The organism is Zafaria sp. Z1313, from assembly GCF_050563205.1.
In the GTDB taxonomy this organism is placed as follows: Bacteria; Actinomycetota; Actinomycetes; order Actinomycetales; family Micrococcaceae; genus JAZDCJ01.
In genome coordinates this window covers 117,202-135,992 of sequence record NZ_JBNWUK010000006.1, presented here as the reverse complement: position 1 = coordinate 135,992, position 18,791 = coordinate 117,202, and the positions used below count along the sequence as shown (strand labels likewise).

The 18,791-nt window shown below is 73.3% G+C and carries 18 protein-coding genes; 7 read left to right on the top strand and 11 right to left on the bottom strand.

The genetic code is table 11. The annotated features are described in order from the left end of the window. Window positions 1-219: 219 nt before the first annotated feature. Window positions 220-873, top strand: coding sequence for a hypothetical protein (locus ACQ3I4_RS08335; protein ID WP_329861180.1), 654 nt, complete (start codon window positions 220-222; stop codon window positions 871-873). A gap of 72 nt (window positions 874-945) precedes the next feature. Next, on the top strand, window positions 946-2,241 hold the full coding sequence (locus tag ACQ3I4_RS08330; RefSeq protein ID WP_430633314.1) for a PLP-dependent aminotransferase family protein: 1,296 nt from the start codon (window positions 946-948) through the stop codon (window positions 2,239-2,241). Between the two features lie 216 nt (window positions 2,242-2,457). Here the strand turns inward: ACQ3I4_RS08330 and ACQ3I4_RS08325 are convergent, their stop codons facing one another. From ACQ3I4_RS08325 to ACQ3I4_RS08315, 3 genes are read right to left on the bottom strand one after another with little or no spacing between them, the layout of a single operon-like run. Then, window positions 2,458-2,838, bottom strand: a complete 381-nt coding sequence (locus ACQ3I4_RS08325) for a DUF2809 domain-containing protein (RefSeq protein WP_430633313.1) — start codon at window positions 2,836-2,838, stop codon at window positions 2,458-2,460. Beyond that, window positions 2,835-3,611: an NUDIX hydrolase gene (locus tag ACQ3I4_RS08320; protein WP_430633312.1), complete on the bottom strand. Its 777-nt coding sequence runs from the start codon at window positions 3,609-3,611 to the stop codon at window positions 2,835-2,837. The genes ACQ3I4_RS08325 and ACQ3I4_RS08320 overlap by 4 nt, the downstream gene beginning before the upstream one ends. Continuing rightward, a complete protein-coding gene (locus tag ACQ3I4_RS08315) occupies window positions 3,608-3,988 on the bottom strand; it encodes a winged helix-turn-helix transcriptional regulator (RefSeq protein ID WP_329861185.1) in 381 nt (126 codons plus the stop codon). Before ACQ3I4_RS08315 ends, ACQ3I4_RS08320 begins: the two co-directional genes overlap by 4 nt. Before the next feature lie 131 nt (window positions 3,989-4,119). On the opposite strand from ACQ3I4_RS08315, the gene ACQ3I4_RS08310 reads away from it, so the two are divergent. After that, window positions 4,120-4,722: an NAD(P)-dependent oxidoreductase gene (locus ACQ3I4_RS08310; RefSeq protein WP_329861186.1), complete on the top strand. Its 603-nt coding sequence runs from the start codon at window positions 4,120-4,122 to the stop codon at window positions 4,720-4,722. A 93-nt stretch (window positions 4,723-4,815) separates the two neighbouring features. Further along, on the top strand, window positions 4,816-5,430 hold the full coding sequence (locus ACQ3I4_RS08305) for a flavin reductase family protein (protein WP_329861189.1): 615 nt from the start codon (window positions 4,816-4,818) through the stop codon (window positions 5,428-5,430). A gap of 34 nt (window positions 5,431-5,464) precedes the next feature. Here the strand turns inward: ACQ3I4_RS08305 and idi are convergent, their stop codons facing one another. The 8 genes from idi to ACQ3I4_RS08265 all read right to left on the bottom strand — a co-directional run bounded on the left by idi (window position 5,465) and on the right by ACQ3I4_RS08265 (window position 13,488). Next, the gene (gene idi / locus ACQ3I4_RS08300) at window positions 5,465-6,010 is read right to left on the bottom strand and encodes an isopentenyl-diphosphate Delta-isomerase (RefSeq protein WP_329861191.1); all 546 of its coding nucleotides are present in this window, start codon (window positions 6,008-6,010) and stop codon (window positions 5,465-5,467) included. 67 nt (window positions 6,011-6,077) lie between these two features. After that, window positions 6,078-6,905 (bottom strand): hypothetical protein, encoded by an 828-nt coding sequence (locus ACQ3I4_RS08295; RefSeq protein ID WP_329861192.1) that lies wholly within the window; start codon window positions 6,903-6,905, stop codon window positions 6,078-6,080. 185 nt (window positions 6,906-7,090) lie between these two features. After that, a complete protein-coding gene (locus ACQ3I4_RS08290; RefSeq protein WP_430633311.1) occupies window positions 7,091-7,249 on the bottom strand; it encodes a hypothetical protein in 159 nt (52 codons plus the stop codon). Window positions 7,250-7,513: 264 nt separating this feature from the next. Beyond that, on the bottom strand, window positions 7,514-8,323 hold the full coding sequence (locus tag ACQ3I4_RS08285) for a Gmad2 immunoglobulin-like domain-containing protein (protein WP_430633310.1): 810 nt from the start codon (window positions 8,321-8,323) through the stop codon (window positions 7,514-7,516). 204 nt (window positions 8,324-8,527) lie between these two features. Beyond that, window positions 8,528-10,006, bottom strand: a complete 1,479-nt coding sequence (locus ACQ3I4_RS08280) for a dihydrolipoamide acetyltransferase family protein (protein ID WP_430633309.1) — start codon at window positions 10,004-10,006, stop codon at window positions 8,528-8,530. A gap of 22 nt (window positions 10,007-10,028) precedes the next feature. Continuing rightward, window positions 10,029-11,003: an alpha-ketoacid dehydrogenase subunit beta gene (locus tag ACQ3I4_RS08275; protein ID WP_329861197.1), complete on the bottom strand. Its 975-nt coding sequence runs from the start codon at window positions 11,001-11,003 to the stop codon at window positions 10,029-10,031. Then, a complete protein-coding gene (pdhA, locus tag ACQ3I4_RS08270; RefSeq protein ID WP_329861199.1) occupies window positions 11,000-12,220 on the bottom strand; it encodes a pyruvate dehydrogenase (acetyl-transferring) E1 component subunit alpha in 1,221 nt (406 codons plus the stop codon). The genes ACQ3I4_RS08275 and pdhA overlap by 4 nt, the downstream gene beginning before the upstream one ends. A gap of 146 nt (window positions 12,221-12,366) precedes the next feature. Further along, window positions 12,367-13,488, bottom strand: a complete 1,122-nt coding sequence (locus ACQ3I4_RS08265) for a histidinol-phosphate transaminase (RefSeq protein ID WP_329861201.1) — start codon at window positions 13,486-13,488, stop codon at window positions 12,367-12,369. 167 nt (window positions 13,489-13,655) lie between these two features. On the opposite strand from ACQ3I4_RS08265, the gene ACQ3I4_RS08260 reads away from it, so the two are divergent. The 3 genes from ACQ3I4_RS08260 to ACQ3I4_RS08250 are packed head-to-tail and all read left to right on the top strand — an operon-like array spanning window position 13,656 to window position 18,774. After that, window positions 13,656-15,050, top strand: coding sequence for an MFS transporter (locus ACQ3I4_RS08260; RefSeq protein ID WP_329861202.1), 1,395 nt, complete (start codon window positions 13,656-13,658; stop codon window positions 15,048-15,050). 2 nt (window positions 15,051-15,052) lie between these two features. Then, on the top strand, window positions 15,053-17,266 hold the full coding sequence (locus tag ACQ3I4_RS08255) for a molybdopterin oxidoreductase family protein (protein WP_329861204.1): 2,214 nt from the start codon (window positions 15,053-15,055) through the stop codon (window positions 17,264-17,266). After that, window positions 17,263-18,774: an FAD-dependent oxidoreductase gene (locus ACQ3I4_RS08250; RefSeq protein WP_329861205.1), complete on the top strand. Its 1,512-nt coding sequence runs from the start codon at window positions 17,263-17,265 to the stop codon at window positions 18,772-18,774. Before ACQ3I4_RS08255 ends, ACQ3I4_RS08250 begins: the two co-directional genes overlap by 4 nt. Window positions 18,775-18,791: the final 17 nt, after the last annotated feature.

The following is an 18,791-nucleotide window of genomic DNA, read 5'->3' as shown; positions in this document are numbered from 1 at the left end:
GTGCCGGATCGTTGCCCGATCCGCCACCCGGCCGTGCTGTGGCCGCCGCGGATGCGGTCCTACTCTGGCCCCAGGAAGCGACGCCGGCCCGCCAGCACGGGACCGGCCGGGGGCGGGAGGACGCGGATGAGGCACCTGGCATCGGCCCGCGCCACGAGCGCGTGGAGCGCTACCGGGCGAGCAGCTACCGCGCGAGCAGTCACCGGGCGACCGCCGACCGTGCGAAGGCCCTCTGCGCGAACGGCGACGTCGCGGGCGGGCGCCGCCCTGATCGCCGCCGCGCTGCTGCTGGCCGGATGCGCCGCCCCGGGAACGCAGCCGCCGTCGTCCACCGCTCCGCCGAGCCCCACCGCCGAGCCGGGCTCCTCCTCCGGAACCGGGCCCGATGCCGGGCCTGACGCCACGGAACCCGCGGCCGGAACGGAGGCGGACGCCGTCGTACCCCGGGCCTCCGCCCCGAGCCCGGCGACGGCCGCGCTGACCGTGTACTACGTGGCCCTCGACGACCGCGGGATCGCGGGGCGCCGGATCGGGTGCGGTGACTCGCTTGTGGCGGCGGCGACGGAGCCCGTGCGCTTCACGGACCAGCTCGAGGCGTCCCTGGAACGCCTGCTCGACGCCGGGACCCCGCCACGGGACGCCGGCCTCGTCAATGCCCTGGCTCGCTCCGAGCTGCGCTTCGTCTCGGCGACGGTCGACGGCGATAGCGTGACGGTGATGCTCACGGGCCGGCTCGTCTCGGCCGGCACGTGCGATGCCCCGCGCCTGCGGGAGCAGCTCGAGGAGACGGCACGGTTCGCGGCCGGGGTCGGCGAGGCCGTGGTGCTCGTGGACGGGACGCCGATCGGGCGGCTGCTCGACGCGAGCGGCTGAGGGTGCGTCGCACTACTGGCCTGAGGCTACAACCGTTGCCTATTCGGCAACCTCCGTGGTTAGAATGTGTCCGTGACCACACCCCTGACCCCCTCCACCACGTCCGGCGAGCAGCTCGCGACCGAGGCCGATCTGGCCCTCGCCCGCGCGGGCGCCGCACACCGCCACGAATCGCTGTATTCGGAGCGCGCCGCCAACATCAAGCAGTCCGCGGTCCGGGACGTCTTCGAGATCTCGCTGCGCCCCGGCCTGGTCTCCCTGGCCGGCGGCAACCCGTTCCTGCAATCGCTGCCGCTCGAGAAGATCGGCGGGATGGCCTACCGGCTCGTCACCGAGCAGGGGCTGACGGCGCTGCAGTACGGCAGCGGGCAGGGCACCGACGAGCTGCGCCGCCAGATCTGCGAGGTCATGGCGGAGGAGGGCATCACCGACGCGTCCGCCGAGGACATCGTGGTGACCACGGGCTCGCAGTCCGCGCAGGACGTCGCGGTCAAGGTCTTCTGCAACCCGGGCGACGTGGTCCTCGTCGAGGACCCCACCTACGTCGGCGCGCTCAACGCCTTCGAGGCGCAGCAGGTCCGTGCGGAGCCGGTCGCCGTGGACGAGGACGGACTGGTCCCCGAGGAGCTCGAGCGGCGCATCGCCGAGCTCCGGGCCGAGGGCGCCTCGATCAAGCTGCTCTATACGATCCCCAGCTTCAACAACCCCTCCGGCATTACGCTGTCCGCCGAGCGCCGGCAGCGGATCGTGGACATCTGCCGCGAGGCCAACATCCTGGTCATGGAGGACAACCCCTACGGCCTGCTGAAGTTCGAGGGCGCCCCGCACCGCCCGCTGCGCGCCGACAACCCGGAAGACGTGCTCTACATGGGCTCGTTCTCCAAGATCCTGGCCCCGGGCCTGCGGATCGGCTGGGCACTCGTGCCGCGCCACCTGCACCGCCGTTTCTACCTCGCGAGCGAGGCCGTGACACTGTGCCCGCCGACGCTGAACCAGATGATCGTCAGCGCCTACCTCGACGGCCACGACTGGCGCGGGCAGATCGACGCGTACCGCGCCCTCTACGCGGAGCGCTGCGCGGCGATGCTCGCGGCGCTCGAGGAGTTCATGCCGGCGGGCGTCGAGTGGACGACGCCGGAGGGCGGCTTCTTCATCTGGGTCACCCTCCCGGAGGGCGTCGACACGTACCCCCTGCTGCATGAGGCGATCGAGGCGGGAGTGGTCTTCATTCCGGGGGCCGCGTTCTCGCCGGGCGACGCGCCGAGCAACAAGCTGCGGCTGGCCTTCAGTGCGGTCGCGGCGGACAAGATCCGCGAGGGTGTCCAGCGCCTCGCCCCGGTCCTGGCGAAGGCCGTCTCCAACGCCTGACACCCCGTCCCCAATTCCCCCCCCGTGCCCAGTTCACGTCTACTGGGCGAGACCATGGGGTCTACCCCGTGCTGTCGCTTCCGGTTGGTTGTCTCGCCGAGATGACGTGAACTGGGCGCGAGGGTGCGGAGTCAGTCGTGGTCGAGTCTCGGTGGGGCGGGCCGCGGTCAAGGCTGCGGAGTGCGTCGTGGTCGAGGCTGTGAGGCGGGTCCCGGTCTAGGGTGCGGGGCGGGCCGCGGCCGAGTCGGCCGTCCACGCCGCGGCGACGCCCACGGCGTACGCGGCCAGGTCCGCCAGGCCGAACGTCGTGCCGAGGACGAGCCGGGCCGGCGGCCACGCGCGGCCGAGCTCCGCCGGGAGGCCCGTGAGCTGGAACAGCTCGATGCCCGCGCACACGCCGACGGCCAGGAGCGCCACGAACGCCCGGGGCCGGCGCGGAAGCACGAACGCGACCAGGACGTAGACCAGGACCGCATACAAGGCGTCGCCCGCGGGCCCGGTCCACGCCCCCTCGCCGAGGCCCCGGACGCCCAGGCCGAGCGCGACCGTCAGCACCGCGGCCGCGGCCAGGGCGGGCCGGCGGCCGGGGCGCCTCACACGGTCCGCTCGTAGCGCCACGGCAGCCCGGTGACGTCCAGGCGGTGGCGCGCTCCGGCGGGACCGGCCGCCGCGGGCCGCCCCTCCCCGGCCTCGTCCACTCCGGTCAGGCCGGAATCGATCGGGCCGGATGCGGTCCGGCCTGATGCGGCGTGGTCCGCGCGGTCGTAGTCCTCGTCGCCATCCCAGAGCACAAGCCGTCGTCCGCCGGCCTCGAGCAGGCGGCTGGAATAGCGTTCGACGCCGGAGGCCCGCGCCGCCTCGAGCGCCGCGGCGGCGTCGGGGTGCCCGGCGAGACGGGTCAGGGTGACGAAGGTCGGCGGGACGAGCTGCATCCGCCCCGCCGCATGCTCCTCGAGGGCCCGCGCCGGCGTCAGCCAGCGGTATCCATGGTGCTCGGCGTCGTGGACCACCACGTCGCCCTCCGGGGCGGTGCCCACGAAGTACCAGGTCCGCACCTGCTTCGGCGCCGAGGCGGGCGGCATCCACACGGACAACGGCACGAGCTCCTCGGGATCTGGCCGCAAACCGGTCTCCTCCCACGCCTCGCGGGCGCCGGCCCGTCGCACCGCCCGCCCCAGCGCCTCCTCCGCCGACGCGCCCGGCCCGGCCCCGCCGTCGTCATCCTCCGGGTCCACGTGCCCGCCGGGGAACACCCAGGCGCCGGCGAAGGATCCCCGGTGGCGCAGCCGCTCCAACAGCAGCACCTCGGGACCGGCGGCGCCGTCCCGCAACAGGACGGTCGTGGCCGCATCAAGCCACGCGGCGCTCATGCGCCGACCCCGTGGAGGGAATCGTAGGCGTCCCGCGCGTCGAGGATGGACCCCGCGTTGGCTTCGGCCCACTCGCGCACGGCCTCGAGCGGGCCACGCAGGGTCCGCCCGAGGCCGGTCAGCTCGTATTCGACCCGCGGCGGGACCTCCGCGTGGACCTCGCGGCGTACCAATCCGTCACGCTCGAGGGCGCGCAGCGTCTGCGTCAGTACCTTGGGAGTGACCCCTCCGACGCGTTGCCGCACCACGGTGAAGCGCAGCGGGCCGTCCGCCAGGGCATGCAGCACAAGCGGCGTCCACTTGTCGCCGATCCGCTGCAGGACCACGCGGGAGGGGCAGTCGGGGATCATCACGTTGAACGCCGCCGGGGTATCCATGGGGTAACCATATGACGTTGAAGTGCCCGGTATCAAATAGATACCATTGCAGTCGTCGGGCCACGGAGCCCGCCACCGCGGGGAGAGGCCCGCGCAACAGGGGCGCACGCCCCACGGACGAAGGGATGCAGATGAGGATCGCAGTCTACGGAGCCACCGGAATGGTCGGCAGCCAGATCGTCGCCGAGGCGCTCGCCCGCGGCCACGAGGTCACCGCCGTGTCACGGAAGGGCCGGGCCGTCGAAGGCGCCGCGTCTGCCGCCGCGGAACTCGGCGACCTCGCCGCCTACCGGACGCTCGCCGCCCAGCACGACGCCGTGGTGTTCTCCGTCCCGCCGTCCCGCGAGGGCGGCGACCCGCAGGACTTCGTCGACGCCCACGAGGCCATCAGCGAGACCCTGGTCCCGGCCCGCGTGTTCGTCGTCGGCGGCGCCGGCGGGACCGTCGTGGACGGCGGCCTCCTGGTGGACCAGCCCGGCTTCCCCGCGGAGTACGAGTCCGAGGCGCGCGCCATGGTCGCCGTGCTCGAGAACTACAACTCGGCGTCCGGCCTGGACTGGACCATGCTCGCCCCCGCGCCCGTCATCGCCCCCGGCGAGCGCACGGGCCAGTACAAGCCCGGCGTGGATTCGCCGGTCGGCGAGCGCATCTCCACCCAGGACTTCGCCGTCGCCGTCCTCGACGAGCTCGAGGAGCCGAAGAACCGCCACCGCCGCTTCACGGTCGCGAACTAGGCTGCCGTTCGTCGGGCCGCACCCGCCGGGGTGCGGCCCGACGTCGTTGGATCTCCTGGCCGATCCGCCCGCCCAGTGTGCTTCGATGGAGGCATGCGCATCGACTACTCCGCCGCCGATCTCGATCCCGTGGCCGTCTACCGCCTGCTGACCGCGCTCGTCCTGCCCCGCCCGATCGCCTGGGTCTCCACGATCGACGGCGACGGCGTACCGAACCTGGCCCCGCACTCCTTCTTCACGGTCGCCTCCACCGATCCGGGGATCGTGCAGTTCACCGCCACCGCCCGCAAGGACACCCTGCGCAATGTCGAGGCCACGGGCGAGTTCGTGGTGAACCTGGCGCCGCGGAAGCTGCTGACCCAGGTCAACGCCACGGGCACGTCCTTCCCGCACGGCACGAGCGAGTTCGCGGAGGCCGTGGTCCGGCCCGAGGCCAGCCTCACCGTGGCCCCTCCACGCGTCGCCGATTCGCCGGCCGCGATCGAGTGCGGGCTCGAACGAGTGGTGGAGGTCGGCAACTCGTTCCTGGTGCTCGGGCTCGTGCGGCACATCGCCGTCGCCGAGGAGGCGCTCAACGAGAAGGGCCGGCCTGACGCCGCGAAGCTCGATCCCCTGGCCCGCCTCGGCGGGAACCAGTGGTCCGCGCTCGGCGAGGTGTTCGGCGTCGACCGCATCTCCCTGGCCGACTGGAACCAGGGCCGGCGCTGACGCCACCTCGGGCGCCACGCGCCCGGCGCCGGCCTCAGCCCGCGTAGAGCCCGAGCCCGCGGCGGGAGAACTCCTCGAGCTGCCACACCATCCACGGGCTGAACGCCCACGGCGCCGCTGCGGCCGCGGCCGCCAGGTCCCCCGGCCGCACCCAGCGGAACTCGGAGACCTCGCTCGGCCGCGGATCGGGGACGCCGGCCGCGCGGGCGGTGTAGACGGGGCAGAACTCGTTCTCGACGATCCCGGAGGCGTCCACGGCCCGGTAGCTGAACTCGGGCAGGGCCACGGCGAGGTCCTCGATCTCGAGGCCCAGCTCGAACCCGGCGCGCCGGTGCACGGCGTCCTCGACGGGCTCGCCCGGGCCGGGGTGGCCGCAGACGGAGTTCGTCCAGACGCCCGGCCAGGTCTTCTTATCGAGGGCCCGGCGGGTCACCAGGACGCGCCCGTCGGCGTCGAACACGTGGCACGAGAACGCCAGATGCAGGGGCGTGGCCTCCGTGTGCACGGTGGCCTTGGGGGCCGTCCCGATGGGCTCTTGGTACGCCCCGAGCAGCACCACTTCCTCGGTCTTCTGGGCCAATCGAACCACCTCGCCTCTCCACAGCGGAGCCTATCCGACGGGCCGGGCGGCGCGCGATTCGCGCGGGCTATCCGGTGTATTCGAGCGAGAGCATCATCTGGCGCAGCGCCCGGTAGCGCTCGGTCTTCATGAACTCCCGGGCCTGGTCGACGGTGACGGCCGTCGGGTCGATCCCGTTGAAGTCCAGGAACCCCTCGGCGCTCACGAAGTCCGGGTTGCGCTCGGTGCTGAAGCGGAATCCGGAGAGCGTCGGCCGGTCACCGCGCTGGTCGACCGTGTACTCGTCGGTGAGCATGAGCCGGGCGCGCTGGGAGTCCTCGACGTCGGCACCCTCGGGGAGGTCGTCCGGTTGCGTGATGTCCATGTGCTCGAACATCAGCACCGGGTCGCCGTCCGCGAAGCCGGGCAGGGGCGTGCGCTCGAGGTCGGTGTACTCGTAGGTGCCCATGTCGCCGTCGGTATCGGTCGCGGAGACCCCGGCGAACGTGGCGATCAGCTTGCCGCGGGCGTCGAACACGTCGTAGCTGGAGTACTCGTTCTCGACGTCGTAGGGGTGCCATTCGACGCTCCACTGGGCGGGGTACTTGAAGCTCAGGTCCCACTTGGACCAGGTCTTCCAGCCCTCCATGGAGATCCCGCCGGCGTCGGCGGAGGGCTCGGGGGCCGGCGTGGACTCCGTCGGGGCGCCCGGACCCGGCGAGGCGGAGCCGCTCGCGCTCGGGGGCGCCGAGGAGGACGCGGACGACGCCGGGGCGCCGCTTCCGTCGTCGTCCCCGGTTCCCGGGCCCTGGGACCCGCACGCGGTGAGCGCGAGCAGCCCGGCGAGCGCGGCGCCGGTCAGGGCGCGGCGGGGGCCGGGGCGGGCGGCGGGCGGGCTGACGGTGGTGCGGGACATGGCTTCCCCTCGGGTCGTACCGGCTCGAGGCCGGGTTTGTCCTTCAGCTGGTCTGTGTCCAGTCTGGGCACGCCCGGGGCCTTCTGCACATCACGAAGCCGTAACGATGGTTGTCCGCGGCAACCGTTTGATGTCACGGACGGCGCCTACGGCTGCGGGGCGAAGCCCACTGGGACGGACGCCGGTCACGACTCCTCGGTCGAGAAGTCGCACGTTACCGCTTCCCTGTACTTTCCGTGGCGGGCGGCCTCGACCTCCTCACTGCCCAGCGCTTCACGAGGGACCACGGCGATCTCGATCGTGGAACTCGCCTCCACCGTGCCGGCCTCGGAACACGCGGCCACGACGGTCCATCGCGAGGATCCGAACTGGCTATGGTCGTACGCCGGCTGCAGCCCGACCACGGCCGATAGCCCGCCCGTCAGCGCCCAGCTGGAGAATGCGCCACAACTCTTCTTCTGCCGAGGCTACGCCAGGATGATGCGTTCCCGCATCGGTTCCCGTCGAGCATTGCCGCGACCACGTCAGGCGTGATGAATCCAGCACATCCGTTTCGAGGCCTGGTCGATGAGATCAGCGTTGGAACACGTCGGCGCCGACACGGCGGCCTACGGCTGCGGGGCGAAGCCCACCGGGACGGCCGCCGCGACCCATACCGTGCCGTCCTTCGCGCTGCTCTGGAAGAACAGCAGGGCACCGGCCCCCGACTCCGGGTTGTTCCAGTCGATGCTCCCGCTGAACGGCCCGAGCTCGGGGCCCGCGCCGCCCATCACGATCCCGGTCCCGAGAGGTTCGGAGGATCCGTGGGCGCGGACGGCGACCTCGACGACGGCCTCGAAGGCGCGGGACTGCCCGGACACGGCCACCGGGGCGTTGATCTGCGCACCCGCTTCCGGGACCTCGACCTGGATCTCGCTGCTCGTGGCGCCGATCGCGTACCAGTTCCCGTCGGAGAGCTCGCGCAGCAGCACGGTGGTGACGGCGCCGTCGGTAACGGCCGTGACCTCCAGCTCGCCCGAGCGCGAGTCGCCTTGCTGGAACTCGCCGTAGAGCGGGTCCGTGAAGCCGGCGAAGTCCTCCGCGAAGCCCGCGGCCGCGTCCTCGGGGGTGTCGTAGCGCAGGGTACCGGCCGGATCGGGCCACACCACCTGGGCGGCCTCCTCCGCGGGGAGCCCCGGGGTCGTCGGCGCGCTCGTGGGGGCCGGCATGGTCGTGGGCGGCGGCGAGGTGGTTCCCGGCGCCTGCGTGTCCGTCGGGCTCGCGGCGGGCGACGAGGTGCCGGGGGCGCCGGCCCCGGGACCGGAAGCCTGCTGCATCAGCAGGACCACCACCCACACCAGGGCGGCCACGAGGGCCACCGCGAGGACGGCGACGAGGGCTTTCCGGCTGCGGCCGGATGGTGCTGGGTTCTCGCTCATGGCGGCACCGTAGCACCGGTCGATGCGCCGCCTCGAGAACGGTGCGGCGGCGAATCGGTGACGTTTGGGGCGTCAGCTCACGAGACGCCCCCTCCAGTCGGCGTCGTGCCCCCGATCCCCCGACGCCCCTCCGCGGTGTCGGGGAAGATGCAGGGTCGCCGCACGTATTCCAATGCTTTCCCCGACACCGCCGGAGGGCCGCGGCTAATCCAGCAGGAGCGCCGGCTCCTCCATGATCGCGGCGACGTCCGCCATGAACCGGGCCGAGAGGTCCCCGTCCACGACGCGGTGGTCGAACGATCCGCCGAGCGTGGTGATCCAGCGCGGGATGACCTCGCCGGAGACCACCCAGGGCTTCTGCCGGATGGTGCCGAACGCGACGATCGCGACCTCGCCCGGGTTGATGATGGGCGTGCCGATGTCGATCCCGAGCGCCCCGATGTTGGTGATGGACAGCGTCCCGTGCTGCATGTCCGCGGGCTGGGTCTTGCCCGCGCGGGCTGTCGTGGCGAGCCCGTTGAGCGCCACGGCCAGCTCCTTGAGGCTCAGGTCCTGCGCATCCTTGATGTTGGGCACGAGCAGGCCGCGCGGGGTGGCGGCCGCGATGCCGAGGTTCATGAAGTGCTTGACCTGGATCTCCGCGGTGCCGTCCGGGAGGTCGACCCAGCTCGCGTTGACGCTGGGGTTGCGGGCCGCGGCCCAGATGACGGCCTTGGCGAGGATCAGCAGCGGGGAGACCCGGATGCCCTCGAAGTCACGGGACTTCTTCAGCCGCTGCACGAACTCCATGGTCCGCGACGCGTCGACGTCCACGAAGATGCTCACATGCGGGGCGCTGAACGCGGACTCCACCATGGCCTTCGCGGTCGCCTTGCGCACGCCCTTGACGGGCATCCGCTCGATCCGCCCGTCGAGCCCCGGCCCGGGCGTCCAGAACGTGGGCGCGGCGGCCTGCTCGGCCTCGCGCTGGGCCTGGTAGGAGCGCAGGTCCTCCCGCGTGACCTCGCCCCGGCCGCCGGTCCCGGGGACCTTGGAGAGGTCGATGCCGAGTTCCTTGGCGATCTTGCGCACGGGCGGCTTCGCGAGGACGCGGCCGATGAACGCGCCGACGTCGGGCCGCGGCAGCTGCGGGCGGGAGGGGGAGGCCGGAGGGGACGACGCCGGGGCCCGGCTCGCGGGGGCCGCTGCGGCGGCGGGGGTGGGGGCCGGAGTGGAAGCCGGGGCGGCGACGGCGGACGACGGCGCCGGCCGGCTCGTGCGAGCGCGGCGGCGGACCGGATCGGCCTTGGGCCCGGACCCCACGAGCGGGCCGGGCAGCCCGGATTCGCCGAGCACTCCGGGAACGTCCTCGGGACCCGCTTCGGGAACCGCCTCGGCCGGGGCCTCCGTCGCCCCGGCGCCAGGCTGGGAGCCGGCGTCCGGCTGGGAGGGCGCGTCCGGCGTCGTGCCCGCCTCCTGGACGGAGAACAGGGGCGCGCCGACCTCGAGGGTCTGCCCCTCGGAGGCGTGCAGCTCGGTGACGGTCCCCGCGAAGGGGCTCGGGAGCTCGACGAGCGACTTGGCGGTCTCGATCTCGACGAAGACCTGGTTGACCTCGACGGCGTCGCCGGGCCGGACCTTCCAGGAGACGATGTCCGCCTCGGTCAGGCCCTCGCCGACGTCGGGAAGATTGAAGGTGCTCACGGTGCCTCCTGGGCGGGCTCGGCTAGTAGGCGAAGGAACGGTCGAGGGCTTCGAGCAGCTTGTCGATGTCCGGCAGGTACTGCTCCTCCACCTTCGCGACGGGGTAGGGCATGTGGAATCCGCCGACCCGGATGACCGGGGCCTCGAGGGAGAGGAACGCGCGCTCGGAGACGCGGGCCGCGATCTCGCCGCCGATGCCGCCGAACGTCGGGGCCTCGTGGGTGACGATCAGCCGGCCGGTCTTGAGCACCGAGGCGGTGACGGTGTCGAAGTCGATCGGGCTGATCGAGCGCAGGTCGACGACCTCGATGCTGCGCCCGTCCTCCACGGCGGCCTCGGCGGCCGCGAGCGCCACGGGGACCAGCGGGCCGTAGGCGACGATCGTGGCGTCGGTGCCCTCGCGGACCACTTGGGCGGTGAACGGGTCCGGCGCCGGATTCTCCGTGTCCACCTCGCCCTTGAGCCAGTAGCGGCGCTTGGGCTCGAACACGATCACCGGGTCCGGGCACGCCGCGGCCTGCTGGATCATCCAGTAGGCGTCGTTCGCGGTCGAGGGCGTGATGATGCGCAGGCCGGCCGTGTGGGCGAAGAGCGCCTCCGGGGACTCCGAGTGGTGCTCGATCGAGCCGATGCCGCCGCCGTACGGGATCCGGATGACCACGGGTACGGTGAGCCGGCCCTCGGAGCGGGCATGCATCTTGGCCAGCTGGGTCGTGATCTGGTTGAAGGCGGGGAAGACGAAGCCGTCGAACTGGATCTCCGCGATCGGCGTGTAGCCGCGCAGGGCCAGGCCGATGCTCGTGCCGACGATCCCGGACTCGGCGAGCGGGGAGTCGACGACGCGGTCAGTGCCGAACTCGTCGATGAGCCCCTCGGTGATCCGGTAGACGCCGCCGAGCCGGCCGATGTCCTCGCCCATCAGCAGCGACTTCGGGTTCTCCGCAAGGACGCGGCGCAGCCCCGCGGTGAGGGCCTTGGCGATGGTCATGGTGGTCATCGGGCGTCCTCCCCCGCGTCGGCGAATCCGGACTCGTACTCGCGGTGCCAGGCCAGCTCCTCCTGGATGAGGGGGTGGGCCTGGGCGTAGACGTTGCCGAACGCGTCCTCGAGCGAGGGGGCCGGGAAGGCCAGCGCCTCGCGGCGCACGCGGGCCGCCATCTCGTCGCCCGCCGCGGCCGTCTCCTCGAAGAACGCGTCGTCGGCCTGGCCGGAGGCGCGCAGGTGGCGCTCGAGCCGGGTCAGGGGGTCCTTGGCCGCCCACGGCTCCTCGTCCGTGCTGAGCCGGTACTTCGTCGGGTCGTCCGCCGTGGTGTGGGCGCTCATGCGGTAGGTCTGCGCCTCGATGAGCACGGGGCCCTCCCCGCGGCGGGCGCGCTCGAGCGCCCAGCGGGTCACGGCCAGGACCGCGAGGACGTCGTTGCCGTCGACGCGCACGCCCGGGATGCCGTAGCCCGCGGCCCGACGGGCGAGCGGGACCTTGGACTGGACGCTGAAGGGCACCGAGATGGCCCACTGGTTGTTCTGGCAGAAGAAGACCACCGGGGCGTTGAAGCTCGCGGCGAAGACCATGGACTCGTGGGCGTCGCCCTCCGAGGAGGACCCGTCGCCGAAGTAGGCGACGACGGCGGTGCCGTCCTCCTCGAGCCGGGCGCGGTCCCAGCCGGCCTGGTCCCGCGTCACGCCCATCGCGTAGCCGGTGGCGTGCGGCAGCTGGGCCGCGAGCACCATCGTGTACATGTGGAAGTTGTTCTCCCGCGGGTCCCAGCCGCCGTTGGAGATGCCGCGGAAGATCCGCAGCATCTGCGGGAAGTCGACGTCGCGGGTCAGGGCCACGCCGTGCTCGCGGTAGGTCGGGAAGATGTAGTCGTTCGGCCGGGTCGCGCGGCCCGATCCGATCTGGGCGGCCTCCTGGCCGCGCAGCGGGACCCAGAGGGCGAGCTGGCCCTGGCGCTGCAGCGCCGTGGCCTCGGCGTCGAAGCGGCGGGTCAGCGCCATGTCGCGGTAGAAGCCGCGCAGCATCGCCGCGTCGACGTCCCCGACATAGGCCGAGTAGACCGGGTCCGCGCCGAGCGTGCCGTCCGGCGCGAGCAGCTGGACCAGGTCGGCGTCGATATCCACGCCCACGCCTTCGCCCGCGTCCGAGCGGCCGTCCTGCGCGCGCGCGGACGAGCCGTCCACCCTGTCCACGGCCGCTCCCCGTGCGTTGCCTGCCATGCGCCCAACCCTTCGTTCGCCCGTGCCGTTCGGCTCCCCCGCCCAGAAATATGCCTCCTGCGGAATGCATTCCGCGGGAGGCATATAACGGAAGTGCTCCTCCAACCCTAACGGCGACGCGGCGCCCGGCCGCGTTCTGTTACCGGCTAGGAAAGGCGTGGCGCTTTTGGATACTTGCTACAAAGCTCGAGAAAGCGCGTATTGCCCTCGGCCTCGCCGATGCTCACGCGGACGCCCTCCTCGCCGAAGGCCCGCACCGAGAGCGCCTGCTCCCCCGCGAGCCGGGAGAACTCCGGGGTATCGGCGCCGAGGCCGAGCCAGACGAAGTTGCCCTGCGCGTCGGGGACCTCCCAGCCGAGCGCCCGCAGGCCCTCCACCACGCGGTCCCGCTCGTCGACGAGGGTTTGTACCCTTTCCACAACCTGCTCGATGTTCTCAACCGAGGCGGAGGCCGCCTCTTCGGCGAGGGAGGACACGGCGAACGGCGTCGCCATGACGCGCAGGTACTGGGTGATGTGCGGCTGGGACACGGAGTAGCCCACGCGCAGGTTCGCCAGTCCGTGGGCCTTGGAGAAGGTCCGCAGCACAACGACGTTCGGGTGCTTCCGGTACATCTCGATCCCGTCGACGGCGTCGTCGAGGCGAACGAACTCGGTGTAGGCCTCGTCGATGACCACCAGGACGTTGGCGGGGACCTTCGCGAGGAAGCCCTCCACCTCGGCCGTCGTGAGCGCCGGACCCGTCGGGTTGTTCGGCGTGCACAGCAGCACCACGGAGGTGCGGTCGTTCACGGCGGCCGCCATTGCGTCGAGGTCGTGCCGGCCGTCCGCGAGCACGGGGACCTGGACCGAGCGGGCCCCGGCGGTGCCGACGCAGATCGGGTAGGCCTCGAACGAGCGCCAGGCGTAGACGACCTCGTCCGGCACGCCGTCGTCGTTCTGGCCCGCGAAGGTCTGCAGGATCTGGTTCAGCGCGCCGAGGCTCCCGGCGCCGGTGACGATGTCCTCCGCGGGGACGGAGAGGAAGCCCGCCAACGCGTTCCGCAGCTTCGTCGCCAGCGGATCGGGGTAGCGGTTGTAGTCGACTCCGCGCTCGATGGCCGCGAGCACGCCGGGGACCGGCGGCAGCGGGTTCTCGTTGGAGGAGAGCTTGAACGGGGTGAGGCCCTCGACGGCGGCCGGAGGTTTTCCGGCAGCGTACTTCGGGAGCCTGTCAAGGACGGGGCGTGGCTGCACCTCGTTGGGCAGCACGGTGTTCTCGTGGGTCATGCCTCAAGCGTAGCCGGAGCCCGCCACCGCGCGCCCCGGACCTCACGCGGACCCCGGCGCCCGGTGAGCGACGGTTTCGCAAACCGCAACACACGGAAACACGCCCCGAAACCTGCGCTTGGGATCGTGGAGGCAACACCACGCACCACCGGGCCCCAGGAGGCACCATGAGCACCGTCAACGAACTGCGCACCGGCACCGCGCCCGCCCTCGCGGTGCGCCCCGGCCGCTGGGTGGACAACTGGGACGCCGAGAACCCCCACTTCTGGGAGGGCGTCGGCCGGGCCACGGCCCGCGTGAACCTGAAGTGGTCCATCTTCTGCGAGTTCCTCGGGTTCGTCGTCTGGCAGCTGTGGTCGATCGTGGCCATCTACCTTCCGGCCGCCGGGTTCGACCTCACCACGGGCCAGCTGTTCTGGCTCATCTCCATGCCGAGCCTCGTCGGCGCCACCCTGCGCGTCCCGTACACCTTCATGGTGGCCAAGGTCGGCGGGCGGAACTGGACGATCGTCTCGGCGCTGCTGCTGCTCATCCCCGCGGGCGGGCTCGCCCTCGCCGTCTCCAACCCGGCCACGCCCTTCTGGGTCCTGCTGCTCCTGGCCGGCACCGCGGGCTTCGGCGGCGGCAACTTCGCCAGCTCGATGGCCAACATCACCTACTTTTACCCGGCCCGGGAAAAGGGCTGGGCGCTGGGACTGAACGCCGCGGGCGGCAACCTGGGCGCCGCCGTCGCACAGCTCGTCGTCCCCATCGCCGTGACCGCGTTCGCGGCCGGCGCCCTGAACCTGCCGCTCGCGGGGCTCGTCTGGATCCCGCTGATCCTGTGGGCCGCGTGGGGCGCCCGGAAGCACATGCACAACCTCTCCCACGCCAAGGGCGACGTCTCCGGCGCGCTCGCGGCGCTGCGCGAACCGCACTTGTGGATCATCTCCCTGCTCTACATCGGCACGTTCGGCTCCTTCATCGGCTTCTCCGCGGTGTTCCCCAAGCTCATCAAGGACACCTTCCCCGAGTTCTCGACGTTCGCCGTCCTCGGCGCCTCGCTCTCGCTCGCATTCCTCGGCCCCCTCGTCGGCTCCCTCGCCCGGCCCCTCGGCGGCCGCCTCGCGGACCGGATCGGCGGAGCCCGCGTCACCGTGGCCGCGTTCGCGGTCATGGCCGCGATCACCACGGCCGTCATCCTCACCCTGCCGTCGGGGAGCTTCTGGGTGTTCCTGGGCCTGTTCATCCTCCTGTTCACCGCGAGCGGGATCGGCAACGGCTCGACCTACCGCATGATCCCCACGGTGTTCTCGCTGCGCTCGCTGGACCTGCTGCCGGGCGGCGGGGACCCGGGGACGATCACCCCGGAGCGCAAGGCCTCCGCGGCCCTCGGGCTCATCTCGGCGATCGGCGCGTACGGCGGCTTCCTCATCCCGCAGGCCCTCGGCGCCTCGGCGGGCGCGACGGGCGGTTACGCCGCGGCGTTCACGGGCTTCGTCGCCGCCTACCTGCTGATGCTCGCGGTGACCTGGTTCTGCTACCTGCGCCCCGGCACCGCGTTCGCCCGGCAGGGGGTCTGAGCATGCCGGCCGCGGGGACCGCGAGCCACTGCCCGTACTGCGCCCTGCAGTGCGCGATGACGCTGACGCCCGGGGGGCCGGCGGCCGGGAGGACGACGCCGGACGCCGGCCCCGCGGGCGCGCTCGGCATCGAGGGGCGCGAGTTCCCGACCAACGGCGGAGCGCTGTGCCGCAAGGGCTTCTCCGCCGCGGAGCTCCTGGACCATCCGGAGCGGATCACCGCCCCGCTCGTGCGCGGCGCCGACGGAGACCTTGCCCCTGCCCCCTGGGACGAGGTGCTCGACCTCGTCGCGGACCGCGCCCGCTCGATCCGGGCCCGGCACGGGGCAGACGCGGTGGCCGTGTTCGGTTCCGGCGGGCTCACCAACGAGAAGGCCTACCAGCTGGGCAAGTTCGCCCGCCTGGCGCTGGGCACCTCGCGGATCGACTACAACGGCCGCTTCTGCATGTCCTCCGCGGCGGCCGCCGGGAACCGCGCGTTCGGCCTGGACCGCGGACTCCCGTTCCCGCTCGCGGACCTCGGCGGCGCGGGGACCATCCTGATGCTCGGCTCCAACGTCGCGGACACCATGCCGCCGTTCGTCCGCCACCTCGAGGGGGCCCGGGACGCCGGCGGCCTGATCGTCGTGGATCCGCGCCGCTCGGCCACGGCGCGGCTCACGGCCGAGGGCGGCGGCCTGCACCTGCAGCCGACCCCCGGCACGGACCTCGCGCTACTGCTCGGCATCAGCCACGTCGTCGCCGCCGACGGATTCGCCGACGAGGCGTACCTCGACGCCCGCACGCAGGGCCGCGACGCCGTGGCCCGCTCGCTCGCGGCGTGGTGGCCCGAACGCGTCCAGTCCGTCACGGGCGTCCCGGCCGCGCTCATCCGGGAGGCCGCGCACCGCCTCGGCGCCGCCGCCCGCGCGGCCCGCGCCGGGGGGCCCCGCGTCTACGTCCTCACCGGGCGCGGCGTGGAGCAGCACGCCAACGGCACGGACACGACGACGGCGGCGATCAACCTCGCGCTGCTGCTGGGCCTGCCGGGTACGACGGCGGGCGGCTACGGCACGCTCACGGGGCAGGGCAACGGCCAGGGCGGGCGCGAGCACGGGCAGAAATCGGACCAGCTGCCCGGATACCGCAAGATCACCGATCCGGCCCACCGCGCGCACGTCGCCGAGGCCTGGGGCGTGGACGAATCGCTCATCCCCGGACCCGGCGTCCCGGCGACGGAGCTCCTGCACACCCTCGGGATGCCCGGGGGCGCGAGGATGCTGTTCGTCCACGGCGCCAACGTGGCGGTCTCCGCTCCCGACGCCGCCCGCGTCGTCGACGGCCTGCGCGCCCTGGACTTCCTCGTCGTCGCCGACTTCTTCCTCTCCGAGACGGCGGCGGAGGCCGACGTCGTGCTGCCCGTGCTGCAGTGGGCGGAGGAGGAGGGCACCATGACCAACCTCGAGGGGCGCGTGCTGCGCCGCCGCCGCGCCGCCGAGCCCCCGGCGGGGGCCCGGTCCGAGCTGTGGATCCTGGCCGAGCTCGCCCGGCGGCTCGACGCCCCGGGCCGCTACCCCGTGGACCCGCGGGAGGTCTTCGCCGAGCTGCGCCGGGCCTCGCGCGGCGGGCTGGCCGACTACTCGGGGATCGACTACGCGGACCTCGACGCCGGCGCCGAACGCTACTGGCCCTGCCCGGCCGGCGCCGAGCCGGCCGGCACGCCCCGCCTCTTCCTCGACCGCTTCGCCCACCCCGACGGCCGCGCCCGCCTCGTCGCGGTGAAACCCGGCCCCGTGCCCGCCGGCGACGCGGGCGGGCAGCGCGGGCCCCGGCGTCGTGCTCCCGGGTCCGGAACCGGCGCGCGGGGCCACGTCCTGACCCTGCTCACCGGGCGTCTGCTCGAGCACTACCAGTCGGGGACGCAGACGCGCCGCGTGGCGGGGCTCGCAGCGGCGCAGCCCGAGGCGCGGGCGGAGCTGAACCCGGCCACGGCCGCGGCCTGCGGGGTCTCCGACGGCGACTCCGTGGCCCTCGAGAACGCCCAGGGCCGCATCGTGGTCCGGGCCGTGCTGAGCCCGGACCTGCGGCCGGATTCGGTGTTCGTGCCGTTCCACTTCCCCGGCACCGGCAGCGCGAACCTGCTCACGACCACGGCGACCGACCCGCACAGCTTCATGCCGGCGTTCAAGAACAGCCGCGTCACGCTGACCCCGCTCGGGGCGGAGGTGGCGCCGTGACGGCGGCCGAGCACGTCGTGGTGATCGGCTTCGGCCCCGTCGCGGCACGGCTCGTCGAGGAACTGCTGCCCCGCGTCGAGGCCGGCACGCTCCGCCTGACCGTGCTCGGCGCCGAGCCGCACGCCGCGTACAACCGCGTGCTCGTCGCGGAGGTCGGCACGGGGCGGGCGACGGCCGGGCGGATCTCGCTCGCGGACGCCGGCGAGCTCACGGCGGCCGGGGTCGATGTGCGCCTCGGCACCGCGGTGCGCCGCGTGGACCGGTCCCGCCGCCTCGTGCTGCTGGAGGACGGCGGGGCCGTCGCGTACGACCGCCTGGTGTTCGCGACCGGCGCCCGGCCCGTCGTGCCGACGCTGCGCGGGCTGGACTTCACGCCGCACGTCGAGCCGCGGCTCCCGGGCGGCGTCGTGGCGCTGCGGGACCTGGACGACGCCGGGGCCCTGCTCCCGGTGGTCCGTTCCGGCGGGCGCGTGGTGATCCTCGGCGGCGGGATCCTGGGCGTCGAGGCGGCCCTCGCCGTGCAGGAACAGGGCGGGCAGGCGGTGCTCGTGCACCACGGGGGCCACCCACTGTCCCGCGCGCTGGACGACGACGCCGGGCGGCTCCTGGGTTCGCTCCTGTGCGCCGCGGGCGTCGAGGTGGTGCTGCGGGCCAAGGCGGTGGCCGTCCGCCACGGCGCCGGGTTCGAGGGGCTCGAGCTGGACGACGGCACGGTGGTTGCCGGGGACCTCCTCGTGCTGTCCGTGGGCGTGCGGGCCCGTGGCGAGCTCGCCGAGGGCTGCGGGCTCGTGGTGGAGCGCGGCATCCGCGTGGACCGGAACCTGCGGGCGGACACGGAGGACCGCGTATTCGCGATCGGCGACTGCGCCGCCGTCGAGGGGCGCGGGCCCTCGGGCCTGATCGGGCCGGGGTGGACGCAGGCCGCCTGGCTCGCCGGGTACCTTGCCGCGCGGCCCCTGGACGCCGCGCCGCCGGCGGGCGGGCCGGAGCCGGCCGACGACGGGCTCGCGCCGCTGCCCCCGGAGCCGGCCGCGGTGCTGTTGCTCAAGGCCCGCGGGATCGACCTGTCCACGGGCGGGGATCCGACGCCGGGGCCGTGGCACGAGGGACCGGAACGGGTGGCGGTGTGGGCCGATCCGCGCGCGGGGCGGTACTGCAAGATGGTGACGCGCGACGGGGTCCTCACGGGCTTCACGGCGATCGGGATGCCGCGCACGGCCGCCGAGCTCGTGCTGCTCTACGAGCGCGGGACGGAACTTCCGGCGGACCGCAGCACCCTGTTCCGCCTCGACGACGCCGGGGCGCCGGCGGCCGCCCGGCCGGCCGGTCCCGGGGACGTGCTGTGCCGGTGCAGCGGGGCGACCCACGGCGAGGTCGCCGCGGCGCTCGACGCCGGTTGCGCCACGGTCGAGGAGGTCGGCTCCTCCTGCCGGGCCGGCACGGGGTGCGGCGGCTGCAAGGAGCAGATCGAGGCGATGCTCCGGGCCGCGGCGCCCCTGCCCGCCTGACGCCGGAGGGTCCGTGC

Excerpts from the sequence above, each read along its gene's own strand:
- ACQ3I4_RS08320 (WP_430633312.1), bottom strand. The coding sequence starts at position 3,611 with ATGAGCGCCGCGTGGCTTGATGCGGCCACGACCGTCCTGTTGCGGGAC.
- ACQ3I4_RS08315 (WP_329861185.1), bottom strand. The coding sequence starts at position 3,988 with ATGGATACCCCGGCGGCGTTCAACGTGATGATCCCCGACTGCCCCTCC.
- ACQ3I4_RS08310 (WP_329861186.1), top strand. The coding sequence starts at position 4,120 with ATGAGGATCGCAGTCTACGGAGCCACCGGAATGGTCGGCAGCCAGATC.
- ACQ3I4_RS08305 (WP_329861189.1), top strand. The coding sequence starts at position 4,816 with ATGCGCATCGACTACTCCGCCGCCGATCTCGATCCCGTGGCCGTCTAC.
- ACQ3I4_RS08295 (WP_329861192.1), bottom strand. The coding sequence starts at position 6,905 with ATGTCCCGCACCACCGTCAGCCCGCCCGCCGCCCGCCCCGGCCCCCGC.
- ACQ3I4_RS08285 (WP_430633310.1), bottom strand. The coding sequence starts at position 8,323 with ATGAGCGAGAACCCAGCACCATCCGGCCGCAGCCGGAAAGCCCTCGTC.
- ACQ3I4_RS08275 (WP_329861197.1), bottom strand. The coding sequence starts at position 11,003 with ATGACCACCATGACCATCGCCAAGGCCCTCACCGCGGGGCTGCGCCGC.
- pdhA (WP_329861199.1), bottom strand. The coding sequence starts at position 12,220 with ATGGCAGGCAACGCACGGGGAGCGGCCGTGGACAGGGTGGACGGCTCG.
- ACQ3I4_RS08265 (WP_329861201.1), bottom strand. The coding sequence starts at position 13,488 with ATGACCCACGAGAACACCGTGCTGCCCAACGAGGTGCAGCCACGCCCC.
- ACQ3I4_RS08260 (WP_329861202.1), top strand. The coding sequence starts at position 13,656 with ATGAGCACCGTCAACGAACTGCGCACCGGCACCGCGCCCGCCCTCGCG.
- ACQ3I4_RS08255 (WP_329861204.1), top strand. The coding sequence starts at position 15,053 with ATGCCGGCCGCGGGGACCGCGAGCCACTGCCCGTACTGCGCCCTGCAG.